The sequence below is a fragment of the Flavobacterium sp. CG_23.5 genome (genome assembly GCF_017875765.1).
Lineage (GTDB): Bacteria > Bacteroidota > Bacteroidia > Flavobacteriales > Flavobacteriaceae > Flavobacterium.
Map to the genome: position 1 here is coordinate 2,627,613 of NZ_JAGGNA010000001.1, position 12,754 is coordinate 2,640,366.

13 protein-coding genes are annotated in these 12,754 nt (G+C 34.5%); 7 read left to right on the forward strand and 6 right to left on the reverse strand.

Going from position 1 to position 12,754, the window contains the following annotated elements; translation table 11 throughout:
- Nucleotides 1-128: 128 nt before the first annotated feature.
- Both H4V97_RS11335 and H4V97_RS11340 read right to left on the reverse strand, forming a co-directional pair.
- The gene (locus H4V97_RS11335) at nucleotides 129-1,382 is read right to left on the reverse strand and encodes an aspartate kinase (protein WP_209549763.1); all 1,254 of its coding nucleotides are present in this window, start codon (nucleotides 1,380-1,382) and stop codon (nucleotides 129-131) included.
- Between the two features lie 27 nt (nucleotides 1,383-1,409).
- Nucleotides 1,410-1,889 carry a GNAT family N-acetyltransferase gene (locus H4V97_RS11340; protein WP_209549764.1) on the reverse strand — a complete coding sequence of 160 codons (480 nt, stop codon included), beginning with the start codon at nucleotides 1,887-1,889 and terminating at the stop codon, nucleotides 1,410-1,412.
- Nucleotides 1,890-2,059: 170 nt separating this feature from the next.
- Between H4V97_RS11340 and fbp the strand changes: the two genes are divergently transcribed.
- On the forward strand, nucleotides 2,060-3,079 hold the full coding sequence (gene fbp / locus H4V97_RS11345; protein ID WP_209549765.1) for a class 1 fructose-bisphosphatase: 1,020 nt from the start codon (nucleotides 2,060-2,062) through the stop codon (nucleotides 3,077-3,079).
- A 49-nt stretch (nucleotides 3,080-3,128) separates the two neighbouring features.
- On the opposite strand, the gene H4V97_RS11350 is transcribed toward fbp, so the two are convergent.
- A complete protein-coding gene (locus H4V97_RS11350; protein ID WP_196850070.1) occupies nucleotides 3,129-3,557 on the reverse strand; it encodes a TerB family tellurite resistance protein in 429 nt (142 codons plus the stop codon).
- 179 nt (nucleotides 3,558-3,736) lie between these two features.
- On the opposite strand from H4V97_RS11350, the gene H4V97_RS11355 reads away from it, so the two are divergent.
- From H4V97_RS11355 to H4V97_RS11365, 3 genes are read left to right on the forward strand one after another with little or no spacing between them, the layout of a single operon-like run.
- Entirely contained in the window at nucleotides 3,737-4,330 is a 594-nt protein-coding gene (locus H4V97_RS11355; RefSeq protein ID WP_196850069.1) for a HupE/UreJ family protein, read from the forward strand.
- Nucleotides 4,331-4,333: 3 nt separating this feature from the next.
- Nucleotides 4,334-4,765, forward strand: coding sequence for a deoxycytidylate deaminase (locus tag H4V97_RS11360; protein ID WP_209549766.1), 432 nt, complete (start codon nucleotides 4,334-4,336; stop codon nucleotides 4,763-4,765).
- On the forward strand, nucleotides 4,766-6,334 hold the full coding sequence (locus H4V97_RS11365) for a S41 family peptidase (protein ID WP_196850067.1): 1,569 nt from the start codon (nucleotides 4,766-4,768) through the stop codon (nucleotides 6,332-6,334).
- 35 nt (nucleotides 6,335-6,369) lie between these two features.
- On the opposite strand, the gene H4V97_RS11370 is transcribed toward H4V97_RS11365, so the two are convergent.
- The 3 genes from H4V97_RS11370 to H4V97_RS11380 form a co-directional block, all read right to left on the reverse strand.
- Nucleotides 6,370-6,990 carry an FAD-dependent oxidoreductase gene (locus tag H4V97_RS11370; protein ID WP_410505199.1) on the reverse strand — a complete coding sequence of 207 codons (621 nt, stop codon included), beginning with the start codon at nucleotides 6,988-6,990 and terminating at the stop codon, nucleotides 6,370-6,372.
- Entirely contained in the window at nucleotides 6,977-7,180 is a 204-nt protein-coding gene (locus H4V97_RS11375) for a hypothetical protein (RefSeq protein ID WP_073204698.1), read from the reverse strand. The genes H4V97_RS11370 and H4V97_RS11375 overlap by 14 nt, the downstream gene beginning before the upstream one ends.
- Before the next feature lie 119 nt (nucleotides 7,181-7,299).
- Entirely contained in the window at nucleotides 7,300-7,878 is a 579-nt protein-coding gene (locus H4V97_RS11380; RefSeq protein WP_196850066.1) for a MarC family protein, read from the reverse strand.
- Between the two features lie 244 nt (nucleotides 7,879-8,122).
- Between H4V97_RS11380 and H4V97_RS11385 the strand changes: the two genes are divergently transcribed.
- The 3 genes from H4V97_RS11385 to H4V97_RS11395 all read left to right on the forward strand — a co-directional run bounded on the left by H4V97_RS11385 (nucleotide 8,123) and on the right by H4V97_RS11395 (nucleotide 12,753).
- Nucleotides 8,123-8,689 carry a DUF3109 family protein gene (locus tag H4V97_RS11385; RefSeq protein ID WP_196850064.1) on the forward strand — a complete coding sequence of 189 codons (567 nt, stop codon included), beginning with the start codon at nucleotides 8,123-8,125 and terminating at the stop codon, nucleotides 8,687-8,689.
- Between the two features lie 264 nt (nucleotides 8,690-8,953).
- Nucleotides 8,954-9,931: a ribonucleotide-diphosphate reductase subunit beta gene (locus tag H4V97_RS11390; RefSeq protein ID WP_209549767.1), complete on the forward strand. Its 978-nt coding sequence runs from the start codon at nucleotides 8,954-8,956 to the stop codon at nucleotides 9,929-9,931.
- A gap of 392 nt (nucleotides 9,932-10,323) precedes the next feature.
- Entirely contained in the window at nucleotides 10,324-12,753 is a 2,430-nt protein-coding gene (locus H4V97_RS11395; RefSeq protein WP_209549768.1) for a ribonucleoside-diphosphate reductase subunit alpha, read from the forward strand.
- Nucleotide 12,754: the final 1 nt, after the last annotated feature.

A 12,754-nucleotide genomic window follows, 5' to 3' on the forward strand; every position in this document is an offset into this window, starting at 1 on the left:
TAATTGTTAAATTGACCGTTGTGATTCTTTTGATTTTTGAAAGATAAAAAGCAATTTTTATGACTTCGTATAAATAAAAAATGGAAGCCACAGTAAGACTTCCATTATTCGGGTAAGAAATATATAACTTATTCTTTGGTGACTACTTGCATGGTTTCTCGACTCACTTGTTTTAACAAAACCACTTTGTCTTTTTCAACAGTTTGTGCTGCATTATCATTGAAATGTCTAATGGTATATAAAGTTACATTTTCTTCAAAATCAACTTTAAATTTTTTGGATAAAATGGCTTTTAAGTCTTTGAAATTGCCAAATTTATCTTCAACACAAACAGAAAAACTAATGGCAGAATTCTGAATTAAGTTTACTTTGAGCTTGAATTGGTGAAACAACGCAAAAATTTCGCTGATATTTTCTTCCATGATAAAAGAGAAATCTATCGATGAAAGCGAAATCAAGAGTTGGTTCCTTTTTACAATAAAACAAGGTAAATAAGGTTCTAAATCGGCACCTTTGGCAACACGAGTTCCTGGTAATAATGGATTAATAAAAGATTTTACGTACAAAGGAATCTCCTTTTTTTGCAAAGGTTGAAGTGTTTTTGGGTGAATAACGGTAGCGCCATAAAACGCTAATTCGATTGCTTCACGATACGAAATTTGATTCAGCAAACTTGCGTTTTCAAAATATCTCGGGTCAGCATTCATAACTCCTGGAACATCTTTCCAGATTGTTACGCTTTCTGCATTAAGGCAATAAGCAAAAATGGCAGCGGTATAATCAGAACCTTCACGACCTAAAGTGGTGGTGAAATTATTTGCATCAGATCCCAAGAATCCTTGAGTAATATTCAGAATTTTTCTTTTTACAGTTTTGGAAATGTTTTTTTGTGTCAATTCCCAATCTACTTCCGCATCTCTATAATTGGCGTCGGTTTTTATGAAATTGCGCACATCCAGCCATTGTGTTTTTATTCCCATAAAACTCATAAAATGACTCAGGATAGTGGTCGAAATTAATTCACCATAACTTACAATTTGATCGTAAACGAAATTGTAATTTGGAGATTTATTATGAGCCAAAAAATATTCTAAATCTGTAAATAGTGAATTAACAGCAGCGAAAACTGCATTTTTTTCATCCTCAAATAAATCCATTAAGATTTGATTGTGGTATTTTTTTACTTCTTGAACCGAAGAATTTAATTCAGCTGATTTATCGAAATAATTTTTAATAACCAGCTCCAATGCATTTGTAGTCTTTCCCATGGCAGAAACCACCAACAATACATCTTCATAACCCACTTTTTGTAAAACGTCATAAACGTTTTTAATTCCTTCCGCGTCTTTCACAGAAGCACCACCAAATTTGAATACTCTCATATTTTTTAAACAAAAAAATTTGTAATTTTATTTCAATCTATTGTCTACAAAATAGTTGATTCCTTCCTCATCCATTTGTGCCAAATACCAATTTTTCAGGACTTTTGCACCTGATTTTTCATAAAATTCGATCGCAGGTGTATTCCAGTCCAGAACATGCCAGTCAATTCTTCGAACATTGTCTCTCTTACCTTGTTTGATAATTTCTGAATACAAAGCGTAGCCTAATCCAGTGCCTCTCATCTTGTCTTTTACCACTAGATCTTCAAGGTGGATTATTTTTCCTTTCCAGGTGGAATAACGATAATAATACAATGCAATACCTACGATTTCGTCCTCAACTTCGGCTACAAAAACTTGAAATAAAGGAGTTGTGCCAAAACCATCGCGAACTAAATCATCTACGGTTACAAGAACAGCATCTGGTTCTTTTTCAAATTCGGCTAATTCTTGTATTAGACCTAGAACAGCGCGCATGTCTTCTGGTTTTCCTTTTCTGATATTCATAAATCCTTATTTTTAATGTTTTAAATTGATCGAAATAAAGCTTTATACCTTAAAATTCGGCGATTTTTAAAGCAAATATACAATACTGCTAAACTAAGTAAATTTTATTCAAATCATTTTCACAAAAAAACCGATATTTGTGACTTCAAAATAACTACAACGATTTCGTAATGGAAGAACGCAACAGAACACTAGGTGAATTTATCATCGAAAACCAAAATGCTTTTCAATATTCGTCAGGCGAATTATCCCGAATTATCAACTCCATCCGACTGGCTGCAAAAGTGGTCAACTACAAAGTGAATAAAGCCGGATTAGTGGATATAATAGGCGCTGCCGGAGAACAAAATATTCAAGGAGAAGATCAACAGAAACTGGATGTATATGCCAATGAAGTTTTTATTCAAACTTTGATAAATAGAGAAATTGTTTGCGGTATCGCTTCAGAAGAAAATGATGATTTCATCACTGTAGAAGGAAGCGACAAAAGCCATAATAATAAGTATGTGGTTTTAATGGATCCGCTTGACGGGTCATCAAATATTGATGTGAATGTATCGGTTGGAACCATATTTTCTGTTTATAGAAGAGTAACTCCGATAGGTACTCCAGTTACAATCGAAGATTTTTTACAACCGGGAATCAATCAAGTGGCCGCTGGATACGTGATTTATGGAACTTCTACAATGCTGGTTTATACTACTGGGCATGGCGTAAACGGATTTACTTTAAACCCAGCAATTGGAACGTTTTATTTATCTCATCCCAACATGCAGTTTTCTAAAGATGGACATATTTATTCCATAAATGAAGGAAACTATGTTCATTTCCCACAAGGTGTGAAAGATTACATTAAATATTGTCAGCTGGAAGAAGAGGATAGACCGTATACTTCTCGTTATATAGGAAGTTTAGTTTCCGATATTCATAGAAATATGATAAAAGGAGGGATTTATATTTATCCTACCAGTTCTAAAGCTCCAAAAGGGAAATTGCGTTTATTATATGAATGCAATCCAATGGCGTTTATTGTAGAACAGGCTGGAGGAAAAGCTTCGGACGGTTTTGGGAGTATTATGGAAATTATACCTACGGAATTACATGAGCGTGTTCCTTTTTTCTGCGGAAGCTCCAATATGGTAGAAAAAGCAGAAGATTTTATGCAAAAAGCAAAATTGAGCAAGTACTAAAAACAAAATCTATAAAAAAAAGCTTCCGCCATGGCGGAAGCTTTTTTATTTATGAATGCTTCAACATTTCAGTGACGAAAGCATCTAAATCTACTTTTTCATCTACCAATATCATTGCTTTTTCAATGATGTAATCCACGTTTTCCGGAGTAAAACCTAATGCTAATCCGATTTTTCTTAACAACAAATCTTGTTTGTCTCCTAAATGGTGATCAACATGAACCATTCTGGCTAAATCGAACAAACGCTCTAGTCTTTGCTCATGCAAATACGGAGGATTGATAGGATATTTTAATGGGTTTTCTAAAATTTCTGCATATTCTGCTGGAGAAATTTCTAGTTTTAAAGCTAGTTTGTTTAAAAACTCTTTTTCCTCTGGAGCAAATTTTCCATCTGCAAGTGCCACACGAACAATAGCTGAAAAATGACCTTTATTTCTTTGTTTGAATTCGCTATCAAATAAATCTGAAAATGACATAATTATAATTTTTTATCTTACAAAGATAAATCTATTTTTAAATTTATTGATTTTAATTTTCTTATAAATTTTGTTTTCTCAATTTGAGCTTTTTTAAGCAATGATTTATTTTTTGAAATCAATCATTTTCAAAATTAATCGTAAGTTTACAAACCCAATCTCAACCTATATTATTTACTATGTCAGAATTTTGGATTTATTTTCAAATAGGATTAAAACATGTTTTGGATATTCATGCTTATGATCATGTTTTGTTTTTAATAGCTTTAACAGTTCCGTTCTTATTTAAGGACTGGCAACGAATAGTATTGCTGGTGTCAATGTTCACAATTGGTCATACTTTGGCTCTATTATTGTCAATATTTGGAATAATTGCCATTAAAGTTAATGTGGTCGAATTATTAATTCCAATAACCATATTAATCGTAGCTTTGTTTAGCATTTTTACATCAGGGAAATCAAATAAAAAAGAAAGCATAAATCTGGTATTTTTTATCACTCTTTTCTTTGGAATAATTCATGGTTTGGGTTTTTCAAATTATTTTAAATCGATACTTGGCGGCAGCCCCAGCTCGAAATTATTACCGTTGTCTGAATTTGCATTGGGTATTGAAGCGGCTCAAATCGTAGTTGTTTTTGTTGTTTTGGTTCTATCCTATATTGTGCAAACGGTTTTTAGATTTTCTAAAAGAGACTGGACTTTGGTCATGTCAGCGTTTATAATAGGAGTAGTTTTACCAATGATTGTAGAAAGTAAAATCTGGATTAGATAAAAAATGGAATTAGGTAAATTAAATAAATACGATAAAGCGTATCTTAGGATTGCAACAGAATGGGGTCTTTTGTCGTATTGTAAAAGAAAACAAGTGGGCGCAATAATCGTTAGAGATCGAATGATAATCTCCGATGGTTATAACGGGACGCCTTCGGGATTTGAAAATTGTTGTGAAGATAATGAAGGATTAACACGCTGGGATGTGTTGCATGCTGAAGCAAATGCTATTTTAAAAGTGGCACGATCGACACAGTCTTGTGAAGGAGCGACATTGTATATTACGCTTTCTCCATGTAAAGAATGCAGTAAATTAATTCACCAATCCGGGATAAAAAGAGTTGTGTATCATAATGGATATCGAGATGATTCAGGAATTCAATTTTTGATAAAAGCAGGAATAGAAGTAGAGCATATTCCTATATTAGAAGAGTAAATGAAAATTAATAATAAATACCTGCCCATATATTTTTGCGTAACTCTTGCTTTAGGAGTTATTCTGGGGAGTGTATTGAGTTTTTCAAACCAAAATCAATTTTTTGCCAAAAACAATTCTAAAAATAAGCTGAATAGACTTATTGATTTTATTAATAACGAGTATGTAGATAGCGTAAATACCGATTCTATAGTAAATCTTACCGTTGATAATATTTTGGCAAAATTGGATCCACATTCCGTTTATATTCCGCCAACTGAGCAAGCAGAAGTTGTTGAAAGCATGAAAGGAGACTTTGTAGGTATTGGGGTGAATTTCTACATGTATAATGATTCTGTTGCCATAATAAAAACTGTTGAAAATGGCCCTTCGGCAAAAGCTGGAGTAAAAGCAGGCGACCGGATTTTGTATGCTGACAAAACCAAATTATTTGGACGTAAATTGCCTAATGATAGTTTGTTTTCCAAATTAAAAGGATCAATAGGTTCTGTTATTGAACTTACGGTTTACAGAAAATCAGAAGGTAAAAAGATTAAAGTAAAAATAAAAAGAGATGTAATTCCGCTTAAAAGTGTTGATGTTTCTATGCTTTTGAAAAATAATACGGGTTACATAAAAATCAATCGATTTGCTGAAACTACGTATAACGAGTTTGCAGCAGGGCTTTTGAGTTTGAAAAAACAAGGCGCCAGATCATTGATAATAGACGTGCGCGATAATGGCGGAGGCTATATGGAAGAAGCTATCGCGATAGCCGATGAGTTGTTGAAAGACAAACAATTAATTGTTTTCACCAAAAATAAAAAAGGTACTATTGAAAAAACATTTGCCACAAAACTAGGAAGTTTTGAAACCGGAAATGTATATGTGTTGATTAATGAAAATAGTGCGTCTGCCAGTGAAATTCTCGCTGGAGCAATCCAAGATAATGACAGAGGAACTATTGTAGGACGCAGATCTTTTGGTAAAGGATTAGTACAACGAGAAATGGATTTTGAGGATGGTTCGGCAGTGCGATTGACTATTGCCAGATATTACACTCCAACGGGACGTTCCATACAAAAACCGTATTCAAAAGGGAATGAAGATTATTTCAAAGAATCGGATGCGCGTTTTCAAAACGGAGAATTATACAGTAAAGACAGTATAAAAGTTTCGGACACATTGAAGTTCAAAACTAAAAAAGGTAAAATTGTTTACGGCGGTGGCGGAATTGTTCCTGATGTTTTTGTGCCTCTTGAAGTGGAACATGGCAGTGAAAGTACGGCTTATTTGTTGGAATCAGGTATTGTGGGGCATTTTGTTTTCGAACAATTAGATGCCAACAGGAATATTTTTAAAGGCTTGACTTTTCAACAGTTTAAAGCTAAAATGGATGCAACCGATGTGTATTTTAATTCTTTTCAAAAATACATTTTTCAAAACGGATTGGATTTGAAATTTGGAAAAAGCAAGTCTTTTGTAAAACGTTACATCACCGCAGAATTTGCGCGCCAACTATACGGTGAAAATTATTACTATGAAATTGTATTGAAAGAAGATGCGATGATAAAAGCAATTTTGAAATAGAAATAACTCAATTATGGTTTATTGAGAATTGCGACTTATCTTATACTGTCGTGATAATGAGTCTGCACTCCGCCATTCCACAAGGTAAGAATGTCAGTAGCAACTGCGGCACCACTTCCGGCAGCAATGGCTAATTGACTTCTATGTCCCGCTAAAGTTCCAATCACATAAATTCCATCAGCAACTTTTTGGTCATTGTTTTTTAGCTGAATTCGTTGTTTCTCAGGGAGTGATTTTAGATGTGGTTCCACGTACTGCATTAAACCTTCAATTGCAAAAGTATTGGCAGAGCCAATCCCTACAACAATTGTTTTTGTTTTGTAAGTATTCCTATTTGTAGTGACTAAGAATTCTGGAAATTCCCCTTCGATTTTAAACACTTTTTCGTTTGGAATTTGTGCAATATGAGGATAAGTTTCGGAAAGATGCTGGATACTTTTAACTAATAAATGGGAGCCTAAAGTACCTGGTGCAATTCCATACGCATTATTAAATATCGCATCCTGAAGAGAGGATGCTTTTTGATGGGTAAAAATCCCAATTTTTTTATCGGATGCAAATGCTTTATTTTTTGCAGAACCCAAAACGAGTGCGCATGACATTCCCGAGACACCGCCACCTAGAATTAAAACGTCAAGCAGATTAGAATTTGTCATTCATTTTTTCTTCAATTTTTTTAGACATTCTAAAAATCAAAAGAATTAAAACGGCACACAAAGAAGCGGCAACACCTATAATAGCATATAGGCTATTACCTTGAAAGGGATGGCTAAAATCAAGTAAAGTAACATTAAATATGATTAAAGCTAAGGCTAAAAACACGAGTATGTTAGTGAAGATTTTCATGATATTTTTTTGTTTTTTAATGAAAAATTTAAGATTATTTATTTAAAAAATTTATTTTAATAAAAATCAAATATTTTTATGCATTGTTGCGTTATGGGGTAAATTTAGGTAAATTTATTTTACACAAACAAACCTTTAACATTAGCAGCGAATAATTTAACAGCGATGGCTAGAAGAACTACTCCAAAAGTCTTTCTAATTACCCCTAATCCGTTTTCGCCTAATAGTTTTTCGATTCTCGCAGAGGATTTCAATACGGCATACACCAGAATGATATTTAGAATTATGGCAACAACAATATTAATAGTTTGAAATTCCGCTTTCAAGGATAATAAAGTGGTCATAGTTCCGGCTCCGGCAACAAGCGGGAACGCTATTGGGACTATTGATGCAGAGCTAGCGGCTTCATCGCGATACAAGCGGATGCCTAAGATCATTTCTAATGCCAAGAAAAACAAAACAAAAGATCCTGCAACGGCAAAAGAATTAACATCGATTCCAATTAAATTTAAAAATTCTTCACCTACAAAAAGAAAGACAATCATAATGGCTCCTGAAGCTAAAGTTGCTTTTTCTGATTCGATATGTCCAAATTTCGCTCTTAAATCGATGATAATGGGGATAGTACCAATAATGTCAATTACAGCAAAAAGGACCATACTTACGGTTACAATTTCTCTGATGTCAAATCCTATCATAGCTTTTTTAGTTGTAAAGTTAAACTTTTTGGTATATTATCAGTTAAAATATAAAGGTATTGCGATATTTTTAAGCCTTTTTTTAAACTAATAAAAAATAATTTTTTTCTGTAAAGTATTCAATGTGAATGGGATTTTCTCACTGGGAGATGCGATTTGTATAGAAGGTTAAAATTGGCTTTTAACTAAAAAATTCAACATTCTTCACCTATCTTTGCACCTTTAATCACAGTACCCCAAAAGAATGTTTCAATTAGGAAAAACCATTGTCTCTGAAGACATACTCGGAAAAGATTTTGTTTGCAATTTATCAGCTTGTAAAGGCGCCTGTTGTGTAGATGGCGACGCTGGAGCTCCGTTGAGTCTTGAAGAAACAAAAATTTTGGAGGAAATTTATCCTAAGGTTAAACCCTTTTTACGCAAACAGGGGATTGCAGCAATTGAAGCGCAAGGAACTTGGGTAACCGGAACTGATGGTGAACTTGAAACACCCTTAATTGACAATAAAGATTGTGCTTATGTTATTTTTGATGGCAAAACGGCTCTTTGTGGTATCGAACAAGCCTATAATCAAGGAATAATTGACTGGAAAAAACCTGTTTCCTGTCATCTGTACCCAATCCGTGTGAAAGACTTTACCGAGTTTGCCGCTGTCAATTATGACAAGTGGGATATTTGCGACCCAGCCTGTTCACTAGGTCAGGAACTTGAAGTACCAGTGTATAAATTTGTCAAAGAAGCGTTGATAAGAAAGTTTGGTGAAGACTGGTACGCAGAGCTGGAAAAAGTAGCTTTGGACATGAAAAAATAAATTCAAAATACTGAATTTATTTCTTGTTTTTTATTTTTTAAATCCTATATTTTACGGGGCTTTGCCTACTTTTTTGTTTTTTAATTCACTGATGTTCAGATTTTTAAAAAAATCAGCAAAAATATTCCGATTTACCCCATTTGTTAAAAACTATCGCCGATTGTGAATAAGTTTGACTTTTATTAGTCGCAATATTTTACAATCTTTGTAACTCTCGAAAAGCATAAAATTTCGTTAAAATCTCAAAAAAAACACACACTTATAATGGCGCAACTAGAACCAATTTTACAAGAAAATAAAAATCGTTTCGTAATTTTTCCTATCAAACACCATGATATTTGGGAATGGTACAAGAAAATGGAAGCTAGTTTTTGGACTGCTGAAGAAATAGATTTGTCTCAGGATTTAAATGACTGGAATAACAAGCTTTCTGATGAGGAACGTTATTTTGTAAAACACATTCTTGCTTTTTTTGCTGCTTCTGACGGAATTGTAAATGAAAATTTAGCTGAAAATTTTGTGAACGAAGTACAATATGCGGAAGCAAAATTCTTTTACGGTTTCCAAATCATGATGGAAAACATTCATAGCGAAACCTATTCGTTATTGATTGACACCTATGTAAAAGATGAAGCGGAAAAAGATGAATTGTTCAATGCTTTAGAAGTTTTTCCTGCTATTAAGAAAAAAGCAGACTGGGCTTTGAAATGGATTGAATCGGATTCGTTTGCCGAAAGATTGATTGCATTTGCTGCTGTAGAAGGAATTTTCTTTTCGGGAGCATTTTGTTCTATTTATTGGTTGAAAAAACGTGGATTAATGCCAGGATTGACATTTTCTAACGAATTAATTTCTCGTGACGAAGGAGTTCACTGTGACTTTGCAGTGCATTTACACAACCATCACTTGGTAAATAAAGTGCCAAAAGAAAGAATTAGAAGCATTATTGTAGATGCTTTAAATATCGAAAGAGAGTTTATTACAGAATCGCTTCCGGTGAGTTTAATTGGGATGAATGCGGTGTTGATGACGCAATATTTAGAATTTGTTGCCGATAGATTATTAGTAGAATTAGGTTGCGACAGAGAATACAATACTACAAATCCTTTTGATTTTATGGATATGATTTCGCTTCAAGGGAAAACAAATTTCTTTGAAAAGAAAGTAGCCGAATATCAAAAAGCTGGGGTTATGAATACTGACAGTGATGCTCAAAAAATATCTTTTGACGCAGATTTTTAATTTTTTTAACCATTAAGGAATGAAGGTTTATTATGCTCTGGCTTACTTTTTCTAAACAGCTTAATTTTAAACAGCATTTTGAAGTCATAATACTTTACTGAATTTCTTCATGCTTCTGTTGCACTAGCCCAGATAGTAGTGGAAATCCTTTTTTACGTCAGTTCGAGTTCGCTTGCAAAGCGAGTATCGAGAACAAGTAAAAAAGATTGCAACGGATAGCTGGACACGAGCAGAGCGAACTGACGAAGTAAATAGCTCCAAAAAAAGCAAAACCTAAAAAATTTTGCGCCTTAGTGCCTTCGTGGCAAAACAAAAGATGCTGAAATGAATTCAGCATAAACAAATAACGAAAAACAGCGAAGGGATTTTCTGTTTTAAAAACAAACAAACTTATGTACGTAGTAAAAAGAGACGGCCACAAAGAGCCCGTAATGTTCGACAAAATCACAGATAGAATTAAAAAACTATGTTATGGTTTAAATGATTTAGTAGATGCCGTGAAAGTGGCAATGCGAGTAATTGAAGGGCTTTATGATGGAGTTTCTACGTCAGAATTAGATAATTTAGCAGCCGAAACCGCGGCTTCGATGACGATTGCGCATCCTGATTATGCACAATTGGCAGCGAGAATTGCGATTTCGAATTTGCATTCCAATACAAAAAAATCATTTTCGGAAACAATGAACGATATGTTTCATTATGTAAATCCGAGAAACGGTCAAGACGCACCATTGTTGTCTGACGAAGTGCATAAAGTGATTATGGAAAATGCTGAATTTTTGGATTCGCATGTAATATATAACAGAGATTTCAACTACGATTATTTTGGTTTTAAAACATTGGAACGTTCGTATTTGCTAAAAATAAATGGTAAAATCGTTGAACGTCCGCAACATATGTTGATGCGTGTTTCAGTTGGGATTCACTTAGACGATTTGAAATCAGTGATTGAAACGTACGACTTAATGTCGAAAAAATTCTTCACACACGCGACGCCAACGTTGTTCAATGCGGGTACACCAAAACCACAAATGTCTTCTTGTTTCCTTTTGGCGATGCAAGACGATAGCATTGATGGGATTTACGACACGTTGAAACAAACGGCGAAAATTTCGCAATCAGCTGGTGGAATTGGACTTTCTATTCACAACGTTCGTGCAACGGGAAGTTATATTCGTGGTACAAACGGAACATCAAACGGAATTGTTCCTATGTTGAGAGTTTTCAACGATACAGCAAGATATGTAGATCAAGGTGGTGGAAAACGCAAAGGAAGTTTTGCGATTTACATCGAAACTTGGCATGCGGATATTTTCGAGTTTTTGGACTTAAAAAAGAATACCGGAAAAGAAGAAATGCGCGCCAGAGATTTATTCTTTGCGATGTGGACTTCGGATTTATTCATGAAAAGAGTACAGGAAGACAGTTATTGGACTTTGATGTGCCCTAATGAATGTCCAGGATTGTATGACGTATATGGCGAAGAATTTGAAGCGATGTATATTGATTACGAGAAACGTGGAAAAGGTAGAAAAACCATCAAAGCACATGAATTGTGGGAGAAAATTCTGGAATCGCAAATCGAGACCGGAACGCCTTACATGCTATATAAAGATGCAGTTAACAGAAAATCAAACCAGAAAAATCTAGGTACCATTCGTTCATCGAATTTGTGTACGGAAATTATGGAATTCACTTCCAAGGATGAAATCGCGGTTTGTAACTTGGCTTCGCTTTCGTTACCAATGTTTGTTGAAAACAAAAAATTCAATCACGAATTATTATTTACCGTTACAAAACGGGTGACCAGAAACTTGAATAAAGTTATTGACAGGAATTATTATCCGGTAAAAGAAGGAGAGAATTCTAATAAACGCCACAGACCAATAGGTCTTGGAGTGCAAGGATTGGCGGATGCGTTCATTATGTTGCGTTTACCATTTACCAGTGATGAAGCCAAAAAACTGAACCAAGAAATTTTCGAAACCCTCTATTTTGCTGCTGTAACCGCTTCTATGGAAATGGCTAAAGAAGAAGGTCCGTATTCTAGTTTTCAAGGATCGCCAATGTCTCAAGGGGAATTCCAATACAATATGTGGGGAATGAAAGATGAGGAATTATCAGGTCGTTGGGATTGGTCTTCGTTGAGAAAAGAAGTAATGGAACATGGAGTTCGTAACTCGTTATTAGTGGCTCCAATGCCAACTGCTTCGACTTCTCAAATTTTGGGTAACAACGAAGCATTTGAACCGTATACTTCTAATATTTACACCAGAAGAGTGCTTTCGGGAGAATTTATTGTGGTGAACAAGCATTTGTTACACGATTTAGTGGAACGCGGTTTGTGGAACGAAACATTGAAACAAGAATTAATGCGAAATAACGGTTCGGTTCAAGACCTGAATATTCCGCAGGATTTGAAAGAATTGTACAAAACCGTTTGGGAAATGTCAATGAAAGACATTATCGATATGTCACGCCAACGTGGTTATTTTGTGGATCAATCGCAATCGTTGAATTTATTCATGCAAAATGCCAATTATTCTAAATTGACTTCGATGCATTTCTACGCTTGGCAATCTGGATTGAAAACAGGAATGTATTATTTAAGAACAAAAGCTGCGGTGGATGCGATTAAATTTACATTGAACAACGATAAAAAAGCAGAGCCAATTGAAATCAAAGAGCAACCAGTTGTGGAGCGATTAGAGTCAATTGCCGTTTTAAACGAACCCGTTGAAATGACTGCAGACGAATACAAAGCAATGATCGAATTGGCAAAAAACGCCGGTCCTGATGAATGCGAAATGTGTGGGTCTTAAT

Bases quoted from the DNA above. Each gene is read 5' to 3' on its own strand.
- H4V97_RS11335 (WP_209549763.1), bottom strand. From the start codon at position 1,382: ATGAGAGTATTCAAATTTGGTGGTGCTTCTGTGAAAGACGCGGAAGGA.
- H4V97_RS11340 (WP_209549764.1), bottom strand. From the start codon at position 1,889: ATGAATATCAGAAAAGGAAAACCAGAAGACATGCGCGCTGTTCTAGGT.
- fbp (WP_209549765.1), top strand. From the start codon at position 2,060: ATGGAAGAACGCAACAGAACACTAGGTGAATTTATCATCGAAAACCAA.
- H4V97_RS11350 (WP_196850070.1), bottom strand. From the start codon at position 3,557: ATGTCATTTTCAGATTTATTTGATAGCGAATTCAAACAAAGAAATAAA.
- H4V97_RS11355 (WP_196850069.1), top strand. From the start codon at position 3,737: ATGTCAGAATTTTGGATTTATTTTCAAATAGGATTAAAACATGTTTTG.
- H4V97_RS11360 (WP_209549766.1), top strand. From the start codon at position 4,334: ATGGAATTAGGTAAATTAAATAAATACGATAAAGCGTATCTTAGGATT.
- H4V97_RS11365 (WP_196850067.1), top strand. From the start codon at position 4,766: ATGAAAATTAATAATAAATACCTGCCCATATATTTTTGCGTAACTCTT.
- H4V97_RS11370 (WP_410505199.1), bottom strand. From the start codon at position 6,990: ATGACAAATTCTAATCTGCTTGACGTTTTAATTCTAGGTGGCGGTGTC.
- H4V97_RS11375 (WP_073204698.1), bottom strand. From the start codon at position 7,180: ATGAAAATCTTCACTAACATACTCGTGTTTTTAGCCTTAGCTTTAATC.
- H4V97_RS11380 (WP_196850066.1), bottom strand. From the start codon at position 7,878: ATGATAGGATTTGACATCAGAGAAATTGTAACCGTAAGTATGGTCCTT.
- H4V97_RS11385 (WP_196850064.1), top strand. From the start codon at position 8,123: ATGTTTCAATTAGGAAAAACCATTGTCTCTGAAGACATACTCGGAAAA.
- H4V97_RS11390 (WP_209549767.1), top strand. From the start codon at position 8,954: ATGGCGCAACTAGAACCAATTTTACAAGAAAATAAAAATCGTTTCGTA.
- H4V97_RS11395 (WP_209549768.1), top strand. From the start codon at position 10,324: ATGTACGTAGTAAAAAGAGACGGCCACAAAGAGCCCGTAATGTTCGAC.